Origin of the sequence: Streptomyces sp. NPDC006235 (genome assembly GCF_040613735.1) — a bacterium.
Lineage (GTDB): Bacteria > Actinomycetota > Actinomycetes > Streptomycetales > Streptomycetaceae > Streptomyces.
In genome coordinates this window covers 81,871-104,112 of sequence record NZ_JBEXSR010000008.1, presented here as the reverse complement: position 1 = coordinate 104,112, position 22,242 = coordinate 81,871, and the positions used below count along the sequence as shown (strand labels likewise).

The 22,242-nt window shown below is 65.6% G+C and carries 27 protein-coding genes, 5 tRNA genes and 1 pseudogene; 28 read left to right on the top strand and 5 right to left on the bottom strand.

Annotation, left to right across the window (positions count from 1 at the left end):
* Positions 1 to 14: 14 nt before the first annotated feature.
* Together ABZ192_RS12850 and meaB are read left to right on the top strand one after the other, a co-directional pair.
* Complete coding sequence (locus ABZ192_RS12850) at positions 15 to 1,214, top strand: acetyl-CoA C-acetyltransferase (RefSeq protein WP_356924534.1); 1,200 nt, start codon at positions 15 to 17, stop codon at positions 1,212 to 1,214.
* 34 nt (positions 1,215 to 1,248) lie between these two features.
* On the top strand, positions 1,249 to 2,205 hold the full coding sequence (gene meaB, locus ABZ192_RS12845; RefSeq protein ID WP_356924533.1) for a methylmalonyl Co-A mutase-associated GTPase MeaB: 957 nt from the start codon (positions 1,249 to 1,251) through the stop codon (positions 2,203 to 2,205).
* Positions 2,206 to 2,624: 419 nt separating this feature from the next.
* Here meaB and ABZ192_RS12840 read toward each other — a convergent pair whose 3' ends face one another.
* Positions 2,625 to 3,272 carry a PepSY domain-containing protein gene (locus tag ABZ192_RS12840; RefSeq protein WP_356924532.1) on the bottom strand — a complete coding sequence of 216 codons (648 nt, stop codon included), beginning with the start codon at positions 3,270 to 3,272 and terminating at the stop codon, positions 2,625 to 2,627.
* Positions 3,273 to 3,388: 116 nt separating this feature from the next.
* On the opposite strand from ABZ192_RS12840, the gene ABZ192_RS12835 reads away from it, so the two are divergent.
* Positions 3,389 to 4,057: a response regulator transcription factor gene (locus ABZ192_RS12835; RefSeq protein ID WP_356924531.1), complete on the top strand. Its 669-nt coding sequence runs from the start codon at positions 3,389 to 3,391 to the stop codon at positions 4,055 to 4,057.
* Complete coding sequence (locus ABZ192_RS12830) at positions 4,054 to 5,463, top strand: ATP-binding protein (protein WP_356924530.1); 1,410 nt, start codon at positions 4,054 to 4,056, stop codon at positions 5,461 to 5,463. Before ABZ192_RS12835 ends, ABZ192_RS12830 begins: the two co-directional genes overlap by 4 nt.
* 22 nt (positions 5,464 to 5,485) lie before the next feature.
* On the opposite strand, the gene ABZ192_RS12825 is transcribed toward ABZ192_RS12830, so the two are convergent.
* The 4 genes from ABZ192_RS12825 to ABZ192_RS12810 form a co-directional block, all read right to left on the bottom strand.
* Positions 5,486 to 5,962, bottom strand: a complete 477-nt coding sequence (locus ABZ192_RS12825) for a MarR family transcriptional regulator (RefSeq protein ID WP_086564495.1) — start codon at positions 5,960 to 5,962, stop codon at positions 5,486 to 5,488.
* Positions 5,963 to 6,078: 116 nt separating this feature from the next.
* Positions 6,079 to 6,879 (bottom strand): AIM24 family protein, encoded by an 801-nt coding sequence (locus ABZ192_RS12820; protein WP_356924529.1) that lies wholly within the window; start codon positions 6,877 to 6,879, stop codon positions 6,079 to 6,081.
* Complete coding sequence (locus ABZ192_RS12815) at positions 6,876 to 7,526, bottom strand: AIM24 family protein (RefSeq protein ID WP_356924528.1); 651 nt, start codon at positions 7,524 to 7,526, stop codon at positions 6,876 to 6,878. Before ABZ192_RS12815 ends, ABZ192_RS12820 begins: the two co-directional genes overlap by 4 nt.
* A 1-nt stretch (position 7,527) precedes the next feature.
* Entirely contained in the window at positions 7,528 to 8,160 is a 633-nt protein-coding gene (locus tag ABZ192_RS12810) for an AIM24 family protein (RefSeq protein ID WP_010048561.1), read from the bottom strand.
* 175 nt (positions 8,161 to 8,335) lie between these two features.
* On the opposite strand from ABZ192_RS12810, the gene ABZ192_RS12805 reads away from it, so the two are divergent.
* The 24 genes and pseudogenes from ABZ192_RS12805 (at position 8,336) to ABZ192_RS12690 (ending at position 22,242) form a co-directional block, all read left to right on the top strand.
* Positions 8,336 to 8,680 (top strand): DUF3817 domain-containing protein, encoded by a 345-nt coding sequence (locus tag ABZ192_RS12805; RefSeq protein WP_020276103.1) that lies wholly within the window; start codon positions 8,336 to 8,338, stop codon positions 8,678 to 8,680.
* Positions 8,677 to 8,814 (top strand): annotated as a pseudogene (locus ABZ192_RS12800) (thiamine-binding protein); the annotation flags it as partial. The gene ABZ192_RS12805 and the pseudogene ABZ192_RS12800, both read left to right, overlap by 4 nt.
* A 19-nt stretch (positions 8,815 to 8,833) precedes the next feature.
* On the top strand, positions 8,834 to 10,315 hold the full coding sequence (locus ABZ192_RS12795) for a recombinase family protein (RefSeq protein ID WP_356924527.1): 1,482 nt from the start codon (positions 8,834 to 8,836) through the stop codon (positions 10,313 to 10,315).
* Positions 10,316 to 10,473: 158 nt separating this feature from the next.
* Complete coding sequence (locus tag ABZ192_RS12790) at positions 10,474 to 10,641, top strand: hypothetical protein (RefSeq protein WP_356924526.1); 168 nt, start codon at positions 10,474 to 10,476, stop codon at positions 10,639 to 10,641.
* 722 nt (positions 10,642 to 11,363) lie between these two features.
* A tRNA-Asp gene (locus ABZ192_RS12785) sits at positions 11,364 to 11,439 on the top strand.
* A 187-nt stretch (positions 11,440 to 11,626) separates the two neighbouring features.
* A tRNA-Asn gene (locus ABZ192_RS12780) sits at positions 11,627 to 11,699 on the top strand.
* Positions 11,700 to 11,766: 67 nt separating this feature from the next.
* Positions 11,767 to 11,848, top strand: a tRNA-Leu gene (locus ABZ192_RS12775).
* 119 nt (positions 11,849 to 11,967) lie between these two features.
* Positions 11,968 to 12,041: transfer RNA gene (locus tag ABZ192_RS12770), tRNA-Pro, on the top strand.
* Between the two features lie 92 nt (positions 12,042 to 12,133).
* Entirely contained in the window at positions 12,134 to 12,304 is a 171-nt protein-coding gene (locus ABZ192_RS12765; protein WP_356924525.1) for a hypothetical protein, read from the top strand.
* 57 nt (positions 12,305 to 12,361) lie between these two features.
* Positions 12,362 to 12,434 (top strand) — tRNA-Ala (locus ABZ192_RS12760).
* An 865-nt stretch (positions 12,435 to 13,299) separates the two neighbouring features.
* Complete coding sequence (locus tag ABZ192_RS12755) at positions 13,300 to 13,620, top strand: hypothetical protein (RefSeq protein ID WP_356924524.1); 321 nt, start codon at positions 13,300 to 13,302, stop codon at positions 13,618 to 13,620.
* A gap of 10 nt (positions 13,621 to 13,630) precedes the next feature.
* Complete coding sequence (locus tag ABZ192_RS12750) at positions 13,631 to 15,226, top strand: hypothetical protein (RefSeq protein ID WP_356924523.1); 1,596 nt, start codon at positions 13,631 to 13,633, stop codon at positions 15,224 to 15,226.
* An 11-nt stretch (positions 15,227 to 15,237) separates the two neighbouring features.
* Positions 15,238 to 16,731, top strand: coding sequence for a phage portal protein (locus tag ABZ192_RS12745; protein ID WP_356924522.1), 1,494 nt, complete (start codon positions 15,238 to 15,240; stop codon positions 16,729 to 16,731).
* A gap of 142 nt (positions 16,732 to 16,873) precedes the next feature.
* Positions 16,874 to 17,581, top strand: coding sequence for a hypothetical protein (locus tag ABZ192_RS12740; protein ID WP_356924521.1), 708 nt, complete (start codon positions 16,874 to 16,876; stop codon positions 17,579 to 17,581).
* A 223-nt stretch (positions 17,582 to 17,804) separates the two neighbouring features.
* Positions 17,805 to 18,257 (top strand): hypothetical protein, encoded by a 453-nt coding sequence (locus tag ABZ192_RS12735; protein ID WP_356924520.1) that lies wholly within the window; start codon positions 17,805 to 17,807, stop codon positions 18,255 to 18,257.
* Between the two features lie 23 nt (positions 18,258 to 18,280).
* Entirely contained in the window at positions 18,281 to 19,159 is an 879-nt protein-coding gene (locus ABZ192_RS12730; protein WP_356924519.1) for a P22 phage major capsid protein family protein, read from the top strand.
* 86 nt (positions 19,160 to 19,245) lie between these two features.
* The gene (locus tag ABZ192_RS12725; protein ID WP_356924518.1) at positions 19,246 to 19,413 is read left to right on the top strand and encodes a hypothetical protein; all 168 of its coding nucleotides are present in this window, start codon (positions 19,246 to 19,248) and stop codon (positions 19,411 to 19,413) included.
* 13 nt (positions 19,414 to 19,426) lie between these two features.
* Positions 19,427 to 20,005, top strand: a complete 579-nt coding sequence (locus ABZ192_RS12720; RefSeq protein WP_356924517.1) for a hypothetical protein — start codon at positions 19,427 to 19,429, stop codon at positions 20,003 to 20,005.
* Positions 20,002 to 20,334 carry a head-tail adaptor protein gene (locus tag ABZ192_RS12715; protein WP_356924516.1) on the top strand — a complete coding sequence of 111 codons (333 nt, stop codon included), beginning with the start codon at positions 20,002 to 20,004 and terminating at the stop codon, positions 20,332 to 20,334. The genes ABZ192_RS12720 and ABZ192_RS12715 overlap by 4 nt, the downstream gene beginning before the upstream one ends.
* A gap of 2 nt (positions 20,335 to 20,336) precedes the next feature.
* Positions 20,337 to 20,705, top strand: a complete 369-nt coding sequence (locus ABZ192_RS12710) for an HK97-gp10 family putative phage morphogenesis protein (RefSeq protein WP_356924515.1) — start codon at positions 20,337 to 20,339, stop codon at positions 20,703 to 20,705.
* Positions 20,706 to 20,708: 3 nt separating this feature from the next.
* The gene (locus ABZ192_RS12705) at positions 20,709 to 21,104 is read left to right on the top strand and encodes a DUF3168 domain-containing protein (RefSeq protein ID WP_356924514.1); all 396 of its coding nucleotides are present in this window, start codon (positions 20,709 to 20,711) and stop codon (positions 21,102 to 21,104) included.
* A 2-nt stretch (positions 21,105 to 21,106) separates the two neighbouring features.
* Complete coding sequence (locus ABZ192_RS12700; protein ID WP_356924513.1) at positions 21,107 to 21,526, top strand: phage tail tube protein; 420 nt, start codon at positions 21,107 to 21,109, stop codon at positions 21,524 to 21,526.
* Positions 21,527 to 21,529: 3 nt separating this feature from the next.
* A complete protein-coding gene (locus ABZ192_RS12695) occupies positions 21,530 to 21,898 on the top strand; it encodes a hypothetical protein (protein WP_356924512.1) in 369 nt (122 codons plus the stop codon).
* A 68-nt stretch (positions 21,899 to 21,966) separates the two neighbouring features.
* Positions 21,967 to 22,242: a hypothetical protein gene (locus ABZ192_RS12690; RefSeq protein WP_356924511.1), complete on the top strand. Its 276-nt coding sequence runs from the start codon at positions 21,967 to 21,969 to the stop codon at positions 22,240 to 22,242.

The window sequence follows — 22,242 nt, the reverse complement described above, 5'->3', positions numbered from 1 at the left end:
GGGGATCGCAGCTCATGTCTTCTGCTACGACCAGCTCGGTGATCGTCTCGGGGGCGCGTACGCCCATGGGGCGGTTGCTCGGTTCGCTGAAGTCCTTCTCCGGAGCCGACCTCGGCGGCTTCGCGATCAAGGCCGCCCTCGACCGTGCGGGGATCGGTGGCGACCAGGTGCAGTACGTGATCATGGGTCAGGTGCTCCAGGCCGGGGCGGGGCAGATCCCGGCGCGCCAGGCCGCGGTCAAGGCCGGCATCCCGATGAACGTGCCGGCGCTGACCATCAACAAGGTGTGTCTGTCGGGCCTCGACGCCATCGCTCTCGCCGACCAGCTGATCCGTGCGGGTGAGTTCGACGTGATCGTCGCGGGCGGCCAGGAGTCCATGACCAACGCGCCGCACCTGCTGCCGAAGTCCCGTGAGGGCTTCAAGTACGGCGCGATCGAGATGCTCGACGCCATGGCGTACGACGGTCTGACCGACGCCTTCGAGAACATCGCCATGGGCGAGTCGACGGAGAAGCACAACACGCGCCTCGGCATCGCGCGACCCGAGCAGGACGAGTTCGCGGCGCTGAGCCATCAGCGTGCCGCCGCCGCGCAGAAGAACGGCATCTTCGAGGCCGAGATCACGCCCGTCGAGATCCCGCAGCGCAAGGGCGACCCGGTGCTGTTCAGCAAGGACGAGGGGATCCGGGGCGACACCACCGCGGAGTCCCTCGGGAAGCTGCGTCCCGCCTTCGCCAAGGACGGCACGATCACGGCCGGCTCCGCCTCGCAGATCTCCGACGGTGCCGCCGCCGTCGTGGTGATGAGCAAGGCCAAGGCGCAGGAGCTCGGCCTGGAGTGGATCGCCGAGATCGGGGCGCACGGGAACGTGGCCGGGCCGGACAACTCGCTGCAGTCCCAGCCGTCCAACGCGATCCAGCACGCGCTGAAGAAGGAGGGACTGGGCGTCGAGGACCTCGACCTCATCGAGATCAACGAGGCGTTCGCGGCGGTGGCCGTGCAGTCGATGAAGGACCTCGGGGTGTCCACCGAAAAGGTGAATGTCAACGGTGGTGCCATTGCCCTGGGTCACCCGATCGGGATGTCCGGTGCGAGGCTCGTGCTGCACCTCGCGCTGGAGCTGAAGCGGCGTGGTGGCGGTGTGGGCGCGGCCGCGCTGTGCGGTGGCGGTGGTCAGGGTGACGCGCTGATCGTGCGCGTGCCCAAGGCCTGAGTACGGGTACGCCCCCTAGCTGAACGGAGCTGTGATGCAGGACGTCTCCACCCTGGTCGCCCAGGCGAGGGAGGGCCGGCCGCGGGCCGTGGCCCGGCTGATCTCGCTGGTGGAGGGGGCGTCCCCGCAGCTGCGGGAGGTCATGGCGGCGCTGGCGCCGTTGGCCGGCAAGGCGTACGTGGTCGGGCTGACCGGGTCGCCGGGGGTCGGCAAGTCCACGTCGACCTCGGCGCTGGTGACCGCGTACCGCAAGCAGGGCAGGCGGGTCGGCGTGCTCGCGGTCGACCCGTCGTCCCCGTTCTCCGGGGGTGCGCTGCTCGGGGACCGGGTGCGGATGTCGGAGCACGCGTCGGACCCGGGCGTGTACATCCGCTCGATGGCCACGCGCGGGCATCTGGGCGGGCTCGCGTGGGCCGCGCCCCAGGCGATCCGGGTGCTGGACGCGGCGGGGTGCGACGTGATCCTCGTCGAGACGGTGGGGGTCGGGCAGTCGGAGGTGGAGATCGCCTCGCAGGCGGACACGTCCGTGGTGCTGCTGGCCCCGGGGATGGGGGACGGCATCCAGGCGGCCAAGGCCGGGATCCTGGAGATCGGTGACGTGTACGTCGTGAACAAGGCCGACCGGGACGGGGCGGACGCGACGGCTCGCGAGCTGAACCACATGCTGGGGCTGGGGGAGGCCCGGGCGCCCGGGGACTGGCGTCCGCCGATCGTGAAGACGGTCGCCGCGCGGGGAGAGGGCATGGACGAGGTCGTCGAGGCCCTGGAGAAACATCGCGCTTGGATGGAGGAGCGGGGGGTGCTCGCGGAGCGGCGCATGGCCCGGGCGGCGCGCGAGGTCGAGACGATCGCGGTGACGGCGCTGCGGGAGCGGATCGGGGACCTGCACGGGGACCGGCGGCTGGGTGCGCTCGCGGAGCGGATCGTGGCGGGTGAGCTGGATCCGTACCGTGCGGCTGACGAGCTCGTCGTGGGGTTGACGGAGGGCTGAGCGTGCGCGTGCCTGCGGCGGCCTGTGGCTGCTTCGGTGGGGGTGCGCGTAGCGCCTACCCGGGTGCGGTGGGTCGGGCACGTGCCGGGGGGTGTCCGTCCTCGGAACGGCGCGATGGGGTCGGATACCGACTGACTGTCCGTTGACGCGCCAACCGCTGCGGGCGGACACCCCCCGACACGTCCCCTTCCGTGCGTACGCGGGTGCGGGTGCGTCGTGGCTTGGCTGCCGCAGGCCGCCGCGCTGCGGGCCGCCGGTCCCGCCTAGCTGCGGGCAGTCGTGCCTCCCCCAGTGCCTTAAGGGCCTGGGAGGTGCTCCCAGGCGGCACGGGTGGGCGCAGCGGCACCTCGTCGCGCCGAGCTGCGCAACGCCCCGGCGTCAGCAGCGACGCCGGGGCGGTGGGAAGGGGCAGTACCGGGTCAGTCCTGGTCGTCGTCCTGGTCCTGGTCCTGGTCCGCCGTGATCTTGCCCGTGGTGAGGTCGATCCTCCAGTCCTGCTCGGCGCCGCCGGACTTGTGCGTCTCGGCCTCCCAGGACTTGTTCTTGCCGTCCTCGTCCAGGTCCACGGACGTCACCGTGCCCTTGCCGCCGGCGGCCTTCGAGGCCTCCTCGGCCGTCACGGACGCACCCTTCAGCGCCGCCCGCACCTGCGCCGTGTCGTCCTCGTCGTCGGTGTGCGAGCCGAGCACCTTGCCGTTCGACGGGTCGACGCTCACGCTGTGCCAGCCGTTGTCGCCGGACAGGACGTCGACCTTCCAGATCACCTTGCCGCTGTCGTCCTCGTCGTCCAGCTCGGCGGACACGGCCGTGCCGGACGTGTGCTTCAGCGCCGACGCGATCGCCTCGGGCGCCGACACGTCGGCGGAAGCAGCACGCGCGTCGTCGTCGCGGTCGTCCTGCGCGTCCGCGCCGTCCTGGTCGTCGCGGCCGTCGTCGTCCGACAGCCGGATGTTCGCCGCCTGCCGCGCCGAGCCCTGGTCGTCTCCCGTGGTCGCGAGGGCCGTGGCCGTACCGCCTCCGATCAGAGCGGCAGCGGTCACAGCGGCGATCACGATGTTGCGCTTCATGCGGATTCCTCCCGAGTCGTTTCGTTTTCGACGTGTTCCAATCTGGCTGATCGAGGCTGAGAGGAACCTGAAGGCCCCTGAAGGGATCTTCAGCTTGGCTTTGCCACTCTTTACCCATGCGCCTGTTGATCGTGGAGGACGAGAAGCGGCTGGCCCTGTCGCTCGCCAGGGGCCTGACGGCCGAGGGTTACGCCGTGGACGTCGTCCACGACGGACGGGAGGGGCTGCACCAGGCCTCGGAGGGCACGTACGACCTGGTGATCCTCGACATCATGCTGCCCGGCCTCAACGGCTACCGGGTCTGCGCCGCCCTGCGCGCCGCCGGGCACGAGGTGCCGATCCTGATGCTCACCGCCAAGGACGGCGAGTACGACGAGGCGGAGGGGCTCGACACCGGTGCGGACGACTATCTGACCAAGCCCTTCTCGTACGTCGTGCTCGTCGCCCGGATCAAGGCGCTGCTGCGGCGGCGCGGGGTGGGTGCCGGGGCCTCGCCCGTGCATGTGCACGGGGACCTGAAGGTGGACACCGCGGCCCGGCGGGTGTTCCTGGGGGAGGACGAGGTCGCCCTGACCGCCAAGGAGTTCTCCGTGCTGGAGCACCTCGTGCTGCGGGCCGGGGAGGTCGTGTCCAAGTCCGACATCCTCGAACACGTGTGGGACTTCGCGTACGACGGGGATCCCAACATCGTCGAGGTGTACGTCAGCACCCTGCGGCGGAAGCTGCGGGCGGGGCTGATCCGGACCGTGCGCGGTGCCGGGTACCGGCTGGAGACGTCGCCATGAGGCGGCTGTTCGGGTCCGTCCGGGCGCGGGCCACGCTGGGAGCCACGCTCGTGGTCGCGGTGGCGCTCGTCGCGGCCGGGGCGGCCGTTCTGCTGTCCCTGAAGTCCAACCTGATGGGCGAGGCCGGCACCCGGGCGGAGCGCTCCGCCCGGGCCGTCGCCGCCGAGCTCGCCGCCGGGACGCCGTACGACAAGCTGTCCGGGCTGGACGGCGACGACGGGCCGGTCCAGGTGCTCGCCGAGAAGAAGCGGGTGGTCGCGGTCAGCGAGGATCTGCAGAAGATCAGCGGCACCGAGTCCGACCGGGTGAAGCCGCTGCCGCCGGCGGCGGCCAAGGGGGACGATGACGACGACTCCGACGATCACGAGGAGTCCCTCGAACCGGGGGAGATCGCCGGGGAGAGCACCTTCCGGAACGGGTCCGCGACGATCGACGGTGAGACGGAGGACTACCGGTTCGCCGCCGTCGAGGTCGAGACGCAGGACCGGGGGCGGCTGAAGGTCTACGCCGGTGCCCCGCTGGCCGCCGAGCACGGGGCCGTGCAGAGCGCGACGACGGTGATGCTGATCGGGTTCCCGCTGCTGCTCGGCGTCGTCGCGGGGGTCACCTGGCTGGTCACCCGGCGGGCGCTGCGGCCGGTGGAGGGCATCCGGAGTGAAATGGCCGCGATCACCGCCTCCCAGGACCTCGCGCGGCGTGTCCCGGAGCCGCAGACGCACGACGAGGTCGCCCGGCTCGCCCGGACGACGAACGAGACCCTCGCGGCCCTGGAGACCTCCGTGGAGCGGCAGCGGCGCTTCGTCGCCGACGCCTCCCACGAGCTGCGCAGCCCGATCGCCTCGCTGCGCACGCAGCTGGAGGTGGCCGCCGCGCATCCCGAACTGCTGGACCTGGACGGGGCCGTGGAGGACACCGTGCGGCTCCAGCGGCTCGCCGCCGACCTGCTGCTGCTCGCCCGGCTGGACGCGGGGGAGCGGCCCAACGATGCGAAGGTCGACCTCGCCGGGCTGGCCCGGGAGGAGGCCGAGGGGCGGACGGGCGTGACGGTGGACGCGGAGCCGGTGAACGTGGCCGGATCGCGCGGGCAGTTGGGGCGGGTGCTCGCCAATCTGCTCGACAACGCCCAGCGGCATGCCCGGTCGGCCGTCACCGTGACGGTGCGGCGGGAGGGTGACCTGGCCGTGGTCGGGGTGACGGACGACGGGGACGGTGTGCCCGAGGCCGACCGGGAGCGGATCTTCGAGCGGTTCGTCCGGCTGGACGCCGCCCGCAGCCGCGACGACGGCGGTGCCGGGCTGGGGCTCGCCATCGCCCGGGACGTCGCCGTCCGGCACGGCGGCACGCTCACGGCCGGCCGGGGGCCCGACGGCGGAGCCCTGTTCGAACTCCGCCTGCCGCTCGCCTAGCCGGGGATGTGCCGTCCCACGGTCACGGGCGTCCGCGCTGGGTGCGCAGGTGCTCCGCGATGGGCTTGAGGGCCTTGTCGAGTTCCGTCAGGGCCTCGGGGGACAGCAGATCGATGAAGTGCCTCCGCACGGACGCCACATGGTGGGGCGCGACCTTCTGCATCGTCGCCATGCCGTGGTCGGTGAGGACCGCGTAGAGCCCCCGGCGGTCGGACTCGCAGTTCTCCCGCCGGACCAGGTTCGCGTTCTCCATGCGCGTGATCTGGTGGGAGAGGCGGCTCTTGGACTGGAGGGTGGCGGAGGCGAGGTCGCTCATCCGCATCCGCTGGTCCTCCGACTCGGAGAGATTCACCAGGATCTCGTAGTCGTTCATTGTCAGGCCGAACGGCTGCAGGTCCTTTTCGAGCTGGTACGTCAACAGCCTGTTGACCTCCAGGTGGGTGCGCCAGGCGCACTGCTCCGCATCGGTCAGCCAGCGGGTGGCCGTCTCGGTCTCCATGAATGAAGTCTACCTAAAAGGTTGAAAGGCGAACTAGTGAGGGTTTTCGTGTGACGGAGCGCACCCGCCGAACATCGGTGCGCAGACGTTCGATGTCACACTCCGCAGACTACCGCTCACAGCCCGAAGCGACGCTGGAGGTCCCCCAGCTGTCCGGGAAGACGCGGTACTCCGGGCTGGCCTGCCTGGGGACTGTGCGCCCCGCCACCGGGCACTCCGGCCTGGTGCGGAACGGCCCCCGTGGCCTGCTCCACCATGAGGGTCTCGGACGACTGGAGCAGGACCGTGCCGGCGCCGACGAACTCGAACTGGTGCTCCTCGCCGGAGGCTCCGCCGAGGCCCGTCAGTGCACGTAGACCGCCCATTACACCGGTCATGTACCCATGGTCGTAGTGATGGCAGGGGGAGGGGCAGTCGGCCCATCCGACCAGGGCCTGCGGGTCGACCCGGATCGGGGGTTCCATGAACACCACGGGGCCGTTCGACGCGGCCACGAACTTTCCGGTTCCGATGAGGGTCAGGAAACCCGGCACGATTGACTGCTTCAGCGACAGAGTTGGCTGAAAAGCGAGGAGATTGCCCGAGCGAATGGTCAGATTGCCGTCCTCGAGGTCGTACGAGTTCACGTCGAAGGCCCGGTCGGCGAGGAGCATCTTGCCCGAGCCCTCCGCCACGACCCAGTCGCTCGCGTGCAGTGGCGAATGGAAGGACGTACGGACGAGACGGTCCAGCCGACCGTGTCCGACGCCGTTGAAGTCGATCGAGCCGTAGTAGGCGATCATCTTCCCCTTCTGGAGGAACCACTGGCTCCCCTTGAGCTCCACGCAGAAGGTGTAGGCGTTGACGTTGTCGTCCGGCGGCAGTGTCGCCGGGTCGAAGACCACGGGGCCGGCGCCCGGGGTTCCGTACGTGCTCACAGCTTCTCCTCCGACGCCTGGACGTACACCGCACCGCTGCCGCTGAGCTCCAGCTGGAACGCCTCGCCCGAGCCGCGGCCCACCATGTCCCGCCAGCCCAGGGCCGTGGACAGCTTGTTGCGGACGTCGCCGTGGTGGGCGACGTAGGCCTGGGGGTCCACGTGCACCGGCCGCTGGGGTGTGACCGGGATCTCGATCACCCCGCCGTGGGCCATGACCGCGACGGCTCCGTGCCCCTTGAGCGTGGTGGTGAACAGCCCCTGTCCGCTGACCTGCCCGCGCACCATGCCCATGACGCCGCCCTGCGAGCCCAGGAACATCGTGCCCTGCTGGAGCGTGCCCTCGAAGGCCAGGAGGCGGTCCGCCTCGACGTACAGCGTGTCGCCGGTGAGCTGGATCACCTGGACGTGATGCCCGCCGTGTCCGAAGAGGACGGTGCCACTGCCCTCGACCGTCATCAGGGGCGTGTCCTCGTCGGCGACCCGGCGGCCGATCATCGACATGATCCCGCCCTGGCCGCCGGCCGTGTTGGGCGTGAAGGACACCTCGCCCTTGTAGGCGAGCATCGCGCCGCGCTGGCTGAACAGCCGCTGGCCCGGCGTGATCGTCGCCTCGACCATCTTCGCGTTGATCTCCCGGAAGGCCATCTCACACGTCTCCCGCGATCGTGTTCCGCTCGCTCGGCTGCACGTACACCAGCCCGTCCCCCTCGAACCGCATCTGGAAGGCCTCGCCGCCGCCCTCCCCGAGCAGCGTGCGGAACGTCACACCCGACTGGAAGGACTGCCGCAGATTCCCCTGGTGTGCCACGTATGCCCCCGGGTCGACGGTCAGCGGATACTGCGGACTCACCCGCAGTACCACCGCCGGGCCGTCCGACATGATCGCCGCCTGGCCGTGGCCCTCGACGGTCGTCGTGAACAGCCCGTTGCCCTGCGAGGCGCCGCGCAGGCCGGTGAACTCCGTCCCCGTGCGCAGCCCGCCGTCGGTCGCGAGCAGGTTGCTGGACTCCACGTAGAGCTTGTCGCCCTGGAGACCCACCAGGTTGATCTCGGAGGCGCGGTCGGCGAACCAGCAGGTTCCCCGCCCCTTCACCTCCATCAAGGTCATCTGCTCGCCGGTCAGCCGCCGGGTCACCATGCCCCGTATGCCCTCGCCGCCGCCGCTGAGCTTCTTGAAGGCCATCTCGCCGTCGTACGCGACCATCGAGCCGTTCTTCGCCTTCACGGCGTCTCCGGTCATGTCGACGGCGAGCACCTTGCTGCTCTGAAGTCGGAACATCGCCACGTACGTGAAGGTAGCCGCAGGTCGGGCGCCACGGACAGGGCCTGTGGGTGGAGAACCACCCTGAGCACACCCCTAGGGGTCGGGGCCCGCGGCGGTTTGCCACAATGGGCCGGACGCTTGTGCGTGCGTTCACAAACCGTCAGACCGTCTCTCCCACCGAAGGTGACCCGTGGACCTCAAGACCGCCACCGCCATCCGCCGCCTCCGCCTGGTCTCGGCCCCCGAGGCGATCTCCTTCCTCCTCCTGTTGGTCTGCTCGGTGTTGAAGCGGACCACGGACTTCAATGCCGTGCCGGTGATGGGCATGGTGCACGGTGTCCTGTTCATCCTGTACGTGATCTTCTGGGCCGACGCGTGGAACCGGACGAAGTGGTCGGTGAAGACCGCCGCGCTGTACTTCGTCCTCTCGGTGCTGCCGACCGGTGGGTTCTTCGCGGAGCGCAAGCTGCGGCGTGAGGCCGAGGACGCGGTCATCGCGTCCCGGGCGCGTCAGGAAGGGGCCGTGAAGGCATGATCGTCGCCTTTTCCGTGACGCCGCTGGGGGTCGGGGAGGACGTGGGGGAGTACGTCGCCGACGCGGTGCGGGTGGTGCGGGAGTCCGGGCTGCCGAACCGTACGGACGCGATGTTCACGTCCGTCGAGGGGAAACGTGGGTACCCTTGAGTACATGACCCAGTCAACAGCCCTTGCGGTGCTGTACGCGTACCTGCGGCTCAGCCGAGAGAACGAAGGTAGCGCCAGTATCGAAACCCAGCGCAGTGCGTACCTCGCCTGGATGGACGGCGCAGAGTTCAAACGATGGCTTGCTGAGCACGGCCTGACGCGCGATCAGGTTGAGGTCGTCGAGTACATAGATTCAGGTGTGTCCGGCGCCAAGCCGCTGGAAGAGCGCAAGGACATGCGCAGGCTGATGCGAGACCTTGAACGGTCCAGGCGCACGGACCGGCCCACACAGCCGATCAGGCGCATGCTCGTTGCCTGGAAGCTGGACCGGTACGCACGAAGCGTCAGCGAGTTCCTGCGGCTGATCGCCTGGGCCGAGGGACACGGCGCACGGCTGGCCACGACAGACAACACGATCAACACGGCCACACCGACCGGCCGCATGGTCGCTGTCGTCCTCGCTGCGCTGGCCCAGTGGGAACGCGACATGATCGCCAGCCGCATCAAAGAGGGACACGCCACAAGGCGATCACAGGGCCGCTGGACCAGTGGACGCGCGCCGTTCCCGTACAGGATCTACAGGCGCGACGGCGCTGCCTACCTCGAACCTGACCCGGACAAGTCGGCCCGCGCGTACGCCGGAGTCCTCGCGCTGATCACAGGCGGCACGGTGGCCGGCACAGCACCGCTGGTTGGTCTCAGCGAACCTCAGTGGCGGCGCCTGCTGAAATCTCCCACGCTACGTGGCCAGCGCGCGCATAAGGGCAAGTTGGTGCTGTCAGAAGACGGAATCACGCCTGTGCAGTTCGCCGAACCCATTATCAGCGCCGCAGAGGCCAAAGCCATTGTGCAGCGATTGAATGCCCTGGCGACTGGCGAGGATCGTGCACCGAGGGGCGAAACTCCGCAATGCGCCGGAATGGCCTGGTGCTACAAATGCGCGGGAAAGCTGAACGGCGGCACCAGCGACCAGGGCAACAAGCTGTATCGCTGCAAGGCAGGCCATGTGACCATCTACGCCGAGACGCTAGATAATGCTGTTGAGGCTGACTTCCTGAAGCGCTGGGGTGGAATGGCCGAGTACGTTGTCCGGCTGGAAGGCGGCAACGACCTCAGTAACGAAATGGAAGAGGCCAAGGAACAAGCCCAGCGCATCGCCACGCAAATGGCTGAGGCCGGCCCGCTGATGCTCGGCATGCTGAACGAAAAGGCTGCTGAGCTGGAAGCCACGTACGCCGCTCTAAGGGCCGCGCATGACCCGGACGTACGGGAAGTGCTTGAGCCCACCGGCAGGACGCTGAGGGAGGCATGGGAGGCCGATGAAGCGGCACGTGCCGGGTTGCTGGCGGACCTGGGCTTGCACGTTGTCCTGTGGCCACACAAGGGGGAGCACGCGCGCGAGGAACGGCTAGAGATCACGTGGGTTGTGGGTGGCGATGACCAAGACTTGATTGAGCAACTGAGCGAAGCTGAGGCAGCGAAATGATCGCAAAGCGCACGTGCACCGGCTGTGGCGAGCTGAAAGATGCATCCGAGTTCAGCAAGAGGTCCGACGGACAACCACGATCGGAGTGCAAGGTATGCCGGGCGGCGAAGCAGCGACAGAGACACGCAGAGCAGTCGCCGGAGGAGAAAGCCAGGAAGATGGCTGCCTATCGCGCCGGCATCCGCAAGGACAGGTGCGCAGTGTGCAGCTCAGCGATCGAGGGTGAGGGGCTGTGTTCGCGCTGTCGCGCCGCTGTGGTGGTGCTGGGCGACCTTGAGGGGCTGAAGCAGGCTGTGCGCGCGCTCAAGTACCTGGAAGGCGCATGAGCGACGAGCGCGAGTGCCCACGCTGCGGAGCCAGCAAGCCGGCCAGCGAGTTCACCCATGGGCGCTGGGACATCTGCCGCGACTGCAAAGCCAGCGCACAGCGCAGACACAATGCGGGTCTACGGCTGAACACATGCCCGACGTGTGGCAGCACTGTTGAGGGGTACGACGTCTGCTCACGCTGTCGGGCAGCCATCAGGCAGCTTGGTGGGACAGTTGACGGCCTGAAGCGGGCTGTTCGCGCCTGGCGCTGGCTTCAGGAGTAGTGATCTGCGTCACACTCTTAGGTAACGGGTCGGACTCGGAAGGGTCACGGCCCGTTACTTTTGCCCGTACAGCGCAAGGGCCGGTGACGAACAAAAACCCAGCGCACAAGATCAACAACCTTCTGACCTGCTCTTAGTGATGAAGTGACGAAATGACACACATCCCAGAAATACATAGGGATCTCTTAGGGAAAACCAGAGTGCCCTTCACATCGTCACTTCGTCACCCGGCGCCTGGTAACCGACTCGCTATCTATATGGTATAGGGCGGAGATGTTCCCGCGCACACAGGTACTACCGCAACGGCGGGCTGTGGCCTCTGACCCTTTGCTCAGCCGACTCCCCTGCCCTCTCTCCCAGGGTTGAGTCCCTGAGTAGGCGCTGCGCGTGCTAGGCACGGACCAGGGTCGATCTGATCGAGGGTCGCTGGTCACGAGACGCGTACGCAGCGCCCTTGCCCTCTTGGCTCAGTCTGGCCTAGAGCGCTGCCTTGTCATGGCAGAGGACACCGGTTCGAATCCGGTAGGGGGCGCGCAGGCGGTTCACCACTGGCCCTGACCGGCCGGCCGATGCTCCGCCCTGGGTGAAACCGGCCCCAACTCTCTGGCTAGTCACCAGTTGAGCGGGCGGCGAGTAGCCCTAAAACTTCCCGCTGGTGCAATGGGCAGCACACACCCCGCCAGGGTGAGACGTCGGTTCGAATCCGGCGCGGGTCGCCATGACTAGTAGCTCAGTTGGCAGAGCAGCGGATTGTTACTCCGCGTGTCGCTGGTTCGATCCCAGCCTAGTCAGCGGCGCCGACGTGTCCCGCACTGATTGCCCTCGCAGGCTCAGTGATCTGCCGCGCTGGCGCACACCACCGCTGATGGTGGAACGGAATACACGGCAGGCTTAGACCCTGCTGCCCGATGGGCTTGGGGGTTCGAATCCCTCTCAGCGGACTGCGCTGACGCGCGATTGCTGCTCGTCCTCCTCCGGGACTGGCGAGCCTTTGAACGGTCCGGCACGCGGACAGCCGTAAGGGCAAGCGTTGGCGCAGCAAGCGTCACGTAGCGTGCGCGTGGGTATGGCGCAGTTGGTCAGCGCGCTGGTTTTGGGAACCAGAGGTCGCAGGTTCGAGCCCTGCTACCCGCACTTCTGTCACAGAATGCCAACAGCGTTCACGCGGCGTTCACATCTGGCGTAGGCTTGCCCCGCTGTATTCACTCAGGGGAGGGCGAAGCCTTATGCCGAAGATCAAGACGCGTCGCAAAATGGGCTGGGTGGCCATTGGTTTCCACTGGACAATGATGCTGTTCACACTTGGCCTGTGGACGCCGGTTTTCCTCGCTGCAAGGCGCAGACGACTCACCGTGACGCACGTCCCTGAGGGCGTCAGCCTGCCGCAGCAGTACTAAGACAGCGCAAGCGCCGGGGTCGGTCGTTCGGCCGGTTCTGTACGCGCTTGCGCCCCTTCCTCGCTGGTGCAATTGGCCTAGCACACTCGGTTCGCGACTGAGGATCCTGGTTCGAATCCAGGGCGAGGAGCACATACGACTTTCGTGGGAGGCGACGCAGCGTGGTCGCCCGTAGCGTCTGTTCGACCCCTGGTTGTCCCGAGCTGGTCTACCCGGCCGGCCGATGCGCTGACTGCAAGGCAAAAGCCCAGGTCAGACGACCCTCTGCGGCTCGCAAGGGCTATGACGCAGCGTGGCGACGGACGCGAGCAGCCTACCTGCGGGCCAATCCGCTGTGTGAGTGCGCTGACTGTGAGGCCATAGCAGCCCCTCTGAGGCCCGTTGCGGCAGAGGTTGACCACATAGACGGCCTGGGTCCATTGGGGCCGCGAGGGCACGACTGGACCAACCTCAGAGCCATGACCAAGGCGTGTCACTCACGCGCTACTGCACATGCCCAGCCTGGTGGATGGAACGATCGCGCGTGATCGTTGATGACGATGGCACGAGCTACTGCGTGTGCACCATGAGTGATCACTGTGGATGCGGCCGGCCATGCGACGACGATCCGCCGGCTGACCTCACGATGTGTGATCACGATGCGTGAACGTCCCTGATGTCCGATTCGGGTGGTAGGGGTGGGGGTATACCCCTTGCCCCCTAGGGGACGTTGAACGCGGGGGAGGGCGCTGTCAGGTGCGCCCGGTTCAGAACACTGATTGTGACCGTCGTCACGCCGAGCAACCTCACATACCGTAACGCCCCTGGCCGGCTAGCCAGGGGCGCACTGCCATGTCCGGACCAGGGGGTGACCAAGCATGCCTAAGGGCGGAGCACGAGTACGCAGCGGGCCGGCACCGACCAGCACTGAGCGCAGCCACAAGGCGCAGGCAGACGGCTGGGTCACCCTACCCGCTGAGGGCCGTGACGGGCCAGAGCCGGCCTTCCCTCTTGACATGACCAGCCAGCGCGAACTTGACCTATGGGCGAGGCTCTGGGAGACGCCACAGGCGGTCATGTGGGAGCAACTGCACCAGGAATTTGAGGTCGCCAGCTACGTTCGGCTGCTGGTTCGGGCTGAAAAGCCGAGTTCCAGCGCGATCATCTGGGGCCAGGTCAAGCAGTTCGCCGAGTCTCTCGGACTGAGCGTGAGCGGCATGCAGCGCAATCGCTGGACAATCGCGGCCGTTGACTCTGAGGACGACGCGCCTAGCGCTGGCCCATCTGCGCAGGTCACAAGTCTTGCGGAGCGCCTACGGGCGGTGAGTGGTGACTAACGGCAAGGTCATGCTGGTCACGCTGGCCTGGGTCGAGTCACACGCAGTCATCCCTGATGGCTTCCGGCAGGGCGAACCGTTCGAGCTGTTGCCCTGGCAGCTACGGGTTGCCGCTGACTTCTACACGGTGCGTAACGATGCCGAGCTAGGTCAGAAGTCGACGGCGTTTGTCTACCGACGCGCCCAGGTCATCATGCCCCAGAAGAGCGGCAAGGGCCCGTTTGCGGCTGCCGTGGTGCTCGCTGAGGCTGCTGGCCCGACTGTGTTCGCTGGCTTCGCTGAGGGCGGCGAGAGGTACCGCTGTGTCGACTGGGGATGCCCCTGCGGCTGGTCTTACACGTACGCGGCCGGCGAACCCATGGGGATGCCGCAGCCCACACCGCTTATCCAGTTGCTTGCGACGTCCGAGGACCAGGTAGCGAACGTCTACCGGCCCCTCAAGGCCATGATCAAGCACGGCCCCTGTTCCGCTGTGATGAACGTGCGTGAGGGATTCGTCAAGGTCGGCGACGAGGGCCGAATTGACGTCGTGACGTCCTCCGCGCAATCGCGCCTGGGCAACCCGATCACGTTCGCCATTCAGGACGAGACAGGCACGTACAACGCGACCAACAAGATGATCAAGGTCGCTGAGACGATGCGCCGTGGTCTAGCTGGTATGTCCGGCCGCTCAATGGAGACTACGAACGCGTACGATCCCAGCGAGTACAGCACTGCCCAGCGCACGGCGGAAGGATCCGCTGAGGACGTCCTGCGCTTCTTCCCGCAGGCTCCGGCGACGCTGAGCTACCGCAACAAGGTTGAGCGCCGGAAAATCCATAAGGCCGTTTACGCTGGCTGCCCGCATATCGACCTAGACGCCATTGAGGCTGAGGTCGCTGAGCTACTCGAAACCGACCCCGGCCAGGCGGAACGCTTCTTTGGTAACCGAGTCGTCGCCGGTCACGGTGCCTGGATTGAGCACTCTGCATGGGTGTCGCGCGCTGATGCCAGCCGTGAGAAGCCGGCGCCCTCGCAGTACAAGCTGATGAAGGTACCGATCGTCCTGGGCTTCGATGGCTCCGACAGCGACGACTGGACTGGCATTCGCGCTGAGACGATGGATGGCTTCCAGTTCACCCCCACTTACGGCCCTTCAGACCTCCCAACAGTCTGGGATCCGGCTGAGTGGGGCGGACAGGTTCCGCGCCTAGAAGTTGACGCTGCGATGGACCAGCTATTCCGCACCTATGACGTCAAGCTGATGTATTGCGACCCGCCGTACTGGGAAACAGAGGTTGACCAGTGGGCAGAGCGCTACGGAGATCGGCGCGTCATTCGCTGGCACACTCGCCGACCAGTCCAGATGCATGCCGCTGCTGAGCGGTTGAAGACAGACATCATCAAGCGCGATAGCGGGTTCATCCATGACGGATGTCCGATCACTGAGCGCCACATTTTCAACGCACGAATGGCTGCGCGCCCCTCTGACCGGTATGTCCTGGCTAAGCCGGAACAGCGCCGGAAGATCGACATGGCCGTAGTCAGCGTGCTCACCCATGAGGCAGCCTGCGACGCAATCGCCGCTGGTTTGCTACGCAAAAAGCCGCTGTATATGTCCGCCTAGGAAGGGGCCTAATGGCTACACAGGCAGAGGCCCTAACCCTGGTTGGGCTGCTAGAAAACGAGCTGATGAATCGCCGGCCTGGCATTCAGCGGCACTCGGACTACTACAGGGGTAAGCAGGCACTAGCTTTCGCATCCGACCAGTTCCGCAAGTTCCACGGCGATCGCTACCGTGACTTCGCTGACAATTGGGTTCAGGTCGTCAGCGATTCGCCGGTTGAGCGCCTCACCGTGAACGGCATCCTTCCGGCCGGCGAGACGTCGGCTGATAAGGAATCCTGGCGCGTCTGGCAAATGAACGCCCTTGACGCTGACTCGCAACTCGGATTCCTGGGCGCAGTCAACAGTGCACGCAGTTTCGTACTGGTCTGGGGCAACCCGGATGACCCGGAAACCCCTGAGGTCACTTTCGAAGATGCGTCACAGTGCATCGTCGCGTACTGGCCTGGTTCACGGCGCCGGCGTCGCGCTGCACTCAAGCGCTGGGACGATGGCCAGAGCAGCTTCGCCACGCTGTATCTCGCTGACGAAGTCTGGAAGTTCCAGCGCCCCCTACTGGGCGTCAGTACCAAGAGTCCGCAGATGCAGTCTGTTGACGAGGAGCTGAACAAGTGGGATCTGCGCGAGACAGGCGCTGAGCCGAACCCTCAGCCGAATCCCATGGGCGTTGTCCCTATGGTGGAGTTGCCCAACCGCCCGACGCTGGATGGGGATCCGATCAGCGATATCAGCGGTGTGGTGGCGATGCAGGATGCGGTGAACCTGCTCTGGGCGCAACTTTTCACTGCCGCTGACTACGCATCGTTCCCTCAGCGGATCGTCCTGGGCGCCGAGGTGCCTGAGATTCCGATCCTGGACGAGAACGGCAAGATCGTCGGTTCGCGGCCGGTTGACATGGAGCGATTCGCGGTCGACCGGGTCATGTTCTTCACTGGTGACGATGTCAAGGTCACTGAGTGGACGGCTGCAAACCTTGAGGCGTATAGCAACATCATCGAGGTTGCGGTAGGCCACATCGCCGCCCAGACGCGCACCCCGCAGCATTACCTGATCGGAAAAATGGCCAACCTCAGCGGTGATGCGCTGCTCGCTGCTGAAACCGGGCTGGTCAAGAGGGTGGAAGAGAAGCAGATCTGGTTTGGCCAGGCGCTTCGCGAGATGTTCCGCCTGATTGCGCTGGCACAGGGTGACGAGGACAAGTCCAAGGCGATTGCCGGGGGGCGAGTTCTCTGGGCCGATGCCGAGTCACGAAGCCAGGCGCAACTAACTGACTCGCTGCTGAAGCTGAAGCAGATTGGGTTCCCGTTTGAGTTCCTGGCGCTGCGCTACGGGCTTACGCCGACTGAGGTCGTTGACCTGCTGGCCATGCGCGACAAGGAACTACAGGCCGATCCCATGGGCGCGTTCACAGCGCTTATGGCGCGGGATCCGGAGCAAGGGGGCGTCACCGATGGCAACCAGCCTACTGGCGCGCCGGCATCAGAGATCAAGGGAAGCGCTGGCTGACGCTACAGCACGCGCGGTCCTGAGTGAGTGGGCCAAGGTTCGCCCTGAGCATGTGGCCCGAGACTGGGCGCGTCTACTGCCTGCTGTGACCGCAATGGTTCAGCGAGGACAGTTGCACGCAGCTCGATCTACCCACACGTTCATGCGCGAACTACTGGGGCCGGAAGCTGTGCAAGGTGGGCAGATCGTCCCTGAGCAGTTTGCAGCTCAGACGCCGGATGGCAGGGACGCGCTGAAACTACTTGCGCAGGCCGGCCCCAGATCAATCAGCGCACAACGACGAGGATTCAGCGCACGCGCCGCAATGGCCCGTGGTGCTGCGTTCCTGGACATGGTTGTGCGCACTGTCGTCGCTGACACTGGGCGACAGGCAGACCAGGCGGCGATGGTCGCGAATCGGAAAGTCCTCGCGTATGTGCGTGTGGTCGAACTTCCGGCATGCTCACGCTGCATCATCCTCGCTGGCCGTGAATACAGCGTTTCGAGTGGCTTTCTTCGCCACCCGCGCTGTGACTGCACGATGGAACCAGTGACGAAGCGCAATCGACCCACTCCGGCCGATGCGCAGGACATCTTCGAGAACATGACCCCGGAGCAAAGGCGCAAGGTCTTTGGCGACGCCGGGGCAAAGGCTATCGACGATGGTGCCAACATCTACAGCGTAGTCAATGCGCGCAAGGCCATGGCTCAGGTTGAGATGTTCGGCGAGACAGTTCAGGTCACGTACGCCGGAACGGGTTCGAGGAAGCGTAAACGCCCTCCCCGTTTGATGCCTGAAGAGATCTACCGGCAAGCGGAGTCACGAGAGCAGGCTATCCGGCTGCTCTACAAGAACGGCTACCTCCGCTAGGGCACTCTGCCCGATTCACCTCCCACTTTCGTACCTGCGCGCAATGCGCTGCCACGACAACCCGCAACGGAGTTGACGCATGCCCGAAAACCCTACGCCGAACGAGCCTGCCAACGGCCCTGAGGCTACGCCGGCCACGCCACCCGCTGTAACTCCGCCTGCGGAGCCTGATCCCGCTGGCGCTGAGGCCCTGGGCGATCCGGGTAAGAGGGCACTTGACTCCATGAAGGCCAACTGGCACACGGAGCGGGATAAGCGCAAGGAACTTGAGGCACGTCTAGCGGCCCTTGAGTCCAGCGCTACGAAGACTTCCGACGCTGACCGCAAGCTGAACGCTCGCATTGTCCGCGCGGAGATCAAGGCGGCTGCCGCTGGCAAGCTGGCCGACCCTACCGACGCGCTTGCGCTGCTGGATCTCTCTGCGTTTGAGGTCAGCGACGACGGCGACGTAGACGCACAGAAGGTCTCTGCTGCGATCGAAGACCTACTGACCCGCAAGCCGCATCTTGCCGCAACGGCCAAGCCGCGCTTCCAGGGTTCTGGCGATGGTGGCGCAGCGCGCAAGACGTCTGGCCCTGACCAGCTCACACGCGCTGACCTCAAGGGCAAGTCGCCCGAGTTCATCGCCAAGGCCAAGGCCGACGGACGTCTGAATGACCTCCTCGGCATCAAGTAACCACACTAGGAGTGTAGAAACGCATGGCCGTTGACACGTTTATCCCTGAGGTCTGGTCAGCAGATCTCTTCGTCGCGCTGCGGAAGGCTCAGATCTTCGGCCAGGCCGGCGTCATCAACCGTGACTATGAGGGCGAGATTTCCTCGTTCGGTGACACGGTCCACATCGGTTCGCTGTCTGCGCCGACCATCAGCACCTACACGAAGAACAGCACTGCGATCGACCCGCAGACGCTCACCACGACCGATCAGACGCTGGTCATTGACCAGTCGAAGTACTTCGCGTTCGAGGTTGATGACGTCGACATGCGCCAGACTCGCGCGGGCGGTCAGCTCCTCACCAAGGCTGCGAGTGACGCCGCGTACGGACTCAGCGACACGGCTGATGTCTTCCTGGCCGGCCTGATGACCGCGAACGCTGGCAACGTGATCGCTGCGGGTGACGCTGCGACCGCTGACGCTGCGTACAAGATCGTCCTTGCGCTGAAGGTCAAGCTTGACAAGGCCAAGATCCCGACCGGTAACCGGTTCCTGATCGTCTCGCCTGAGTTCTACGCGCTGCTGCTTCAGGACTCGCGGTTCATCGACGCGTCCAAGTACGGCGATGGTGGCGCCACGATCAAGAACGGTGAGGTCGGCCGGATCCTTGGCTTCAACGTCATGACCTCGCTCAACAGCCCGACCGGTACCGCTGGCACGTCTCCTGAGGTGTCGAACTTCGTCATCGCCGGCCACGCCATGGCTACCACGTTCGCTGAGCAGATCAACAAGGTTGAGGCGTACCGGCCTCAGTCCAGCTTCAGCGACGCGATCAAGGGGCTGCACCTGTACGGCGCCAAGGTCGTTCGCCCTGAGGCTCTCGCGGTGATGGACGTCGATGTCACGACCGGCCTGCCTGCCTGAGGCTAGTCGCTGAGTAGGGAAGCACTTACCACTTTCGTAGGTGCTTCCCTGCTGTCCCGCTGATCACGAATTCAAGGAGACACCCCGTGGCCGTTGTGCCCGTCGAGATCGTCAACAACTCCGGTCAGACAGTCCGCATGTCGCTGGGCGAGGACTCTGACCTACTCGCGCACCTCCGTAAGCAGGTTCGCACTGAAGAGCTGGTGTCCGTCAAGGTACTCACTCCAGCCCGCAAGACTTCCGCCACCAAGTGAAGGCCGGTGACCCATGCCGCTTGACCCGCTGGCGACTATCGCCGATCTGACAGCGCGTGGTGTCACCGTTGAGCCGGCCGAGACAACCGCAGTCAACACCTACCTGAGCGTCGCCTCAGCGCATGTGCGGGCTGCGGCACGGTCGCCGATCAGTCAGACCACTGGCACCGTTGAACTTGAGGGCAGAGGTGGGCGCCTGCTGCTGCCAGGACAGCCCGTGACGGCCGTGTCAGCGGTTGCGGTAGACGGGGTGGCAGTCTCGGACTACAAGCTACGCAGCGGCGCTCTGACGCGCCCCTGTGGCTTCCCCGTGGGCTCCGAGGTTGACGTCACATACACGCATGGGCTGCCTGAGGTTCCAGCGGACATCGTCGATCTCGTCTGCCGCATGGCCGGCCAAGCGCTGGTCAAGTTCCGCGAGTCCCCTGAAACGGCCCTGGCCGATAAGCCCAAGATTCAGGAGCGCATCGGCGACTACTCCGTGACGTACGGCTACAGCGTGACGTACTCGGATATGGAACTGCCGAGGTATCTGCGTGATTCGCTCGCTGCTCGATTCGGTGGTGGCGCTGCCCTGGTGGTGAGCAGATGAGCCGTGTAGGACACCTACTGAACAGCTCTGCTGAGGTCTGGCGTCAGCTTCGCAGTGATGACGGCATGGGCGGTTGGAACCTCGATTGGGCGTCTGTCGGCGTAGCCCGTGCCCGCTTCAGCCAGCCATCCGCCGCAGAGCGTGTGATCGCAGCGCAGAATGGCGCGGACTTGTCCCATGTGGTCCACCTCGCTGATACCGCTGACGTACGGCGGGGCGATGAGCTGCGGCGCGGAACGAAGATCTTCGAAGTGATCGCTGTCTACGAACCGAGCATGCCAGGCACCTACCTGCGCGCTGACTGCAAGTTCCGACAGGCGGAGGTGTAGTTATGGCTGGCAGTGTGCGCGGACTGCGTACAGCAATCGCCCGGCTCCTCCAGCTCCCTCGCCGGGCTAACGAAGCCAGAACGGAAGCGCTGCGCGAGTGGGCTGCGGAACTGGAAAAGACAGCCAAGGAACTGGCGCCTAAGCGCTCTGGTGATCTTCAGCGCAGCATTGAGGCCAAGGTCAACAGCGGTTCGGGCAAGGCCTGGGTCCAGATCGCCCCTGGTAAGACGCGCGAGTACGCGTACTACGTGGAAAAGGGCACGTCCAAAATGCAGGATCAGCCGTTCATGGGCCCAGCGGCGCAGATCCACAGGCGATCCGGCGAGCGTGCTATGAGGCGTGCGGCGCCGCGACACTTCGGCAGGTGGTGAGCGATGGCTACTGGGCTACGCCCTCTTCAGACCGCACTGTTCGCCAAGCTGAATGCCGTTCCTGCTCTCGCTGGCCGGGTGTATGCCGTCCGGCCCCCTGAATCAGTTCCGCTGCCGTACGTGACTCTCGGTTCAATCTTCGAATTGCCGGATGACACGCACGATGCGCAGGGTCTTAACAGCATGGTCACGCTGCACATCTGGTCCAAGTCGACCAGTAACGGCGAGGTCTATGACCTATTCGCTGCGGTGGACGCTGCCCTAGACCGAGTTGCGCTCACGGTGACCGGCTTCAGTGAGGTGCAGATCAAGCACTCACAGCACCAGATGATCGAAGATCCGGATCCCAGCATCCGGCACATAAACGCGCAGTACCGAATTCACATGACCAAGGAGTAATCGTGAGCGGAGTTGACGCATTCGGCATTGCGCTGAAGCGAGGCGACGGGGCCCCAACTGAGGCGTTCGTCACTATCGGCAAGGTGACCGGAGTGAACGGCCCGGAGATTGAGCGCGAGACGTACGACGTCACTGCGCATGACTCTGTGGACGGCTGGCGCGAGTTCATCGGTGGCCTGAAGGACGCCGGCGAGGTGAGCATCAACCTGAACTATGACCCGCGCGTGCACGATGATCTGGTCGCTGATTTCGAGGACACCAAGCCACGCAACTACCGGATGGTTTTCCCGAACGGCATCGGTCAGTGGGACCTCAAGCTGATTCTGAGTGGGTTCAGCCAGGAAGCGCCGGTAGACGACAAGCTGTCTGCTGAACTCAAGTTCAAGGTGTCCGGGAAGCCTGTCATCGTGGAAGGGGTCTGACGCATGTCGTATCTATCCGCTGACGAGATCCTGAACGCCGATGACCTGCTTCGTGAGCCGGTAGACGTCCCTGAGTGGGGCGGCACCGTGCTGGTCCAGGGTATGAGCGGCACTGAGCGCGACAAGTTCGAGGCTGCGATGCTCAACAAGCAGATGAACGGCGTCGACAAGGATAAGGCCATGGACATGTACCGGGCGCGCCTTGCTGCTGCGTGCATCGTCGACGAGTCCGGCAAGCGCCTCTTCCAGGGTGACGCTGTTGTGAAGCGGCTTGGCCAGAAGTCTGCCCAGGCGCTCACCCGTGTGGTCGAGGTCGCCTCTCGCCTGTCTGGCCTCAGCGATGCCGATGTTGAGGAACTGACGGGAAACTGACTGACCGCCCGGAGCGACAGTTCTATTTCCGCCTTGCCGCGTTCCTGAAAGCGCCCTCAGTGGCAGCGATGCTGGCCAACATTTCTTCTCGTGAGCTGTCCGAATGGATGGCCTACGAGAAGATCACCGGCCCCCTCGACGAACGCCTACGCGGCGACATTTCAGCGGGGATCATCGCTGCCACTGTGTCTAACTCCGCTGGCGGTAAGCGCAAGGCGAAAGTTTCAGACTTCCTGCCCACATGGTTCCGGCGCCGTAAGACGGCTGAGGAGATCTGGCAGGACGTCATCAAGGCCAATACAGCTCTGGGCGGACACTACCGACGCACATACGAAAGTTCGTAG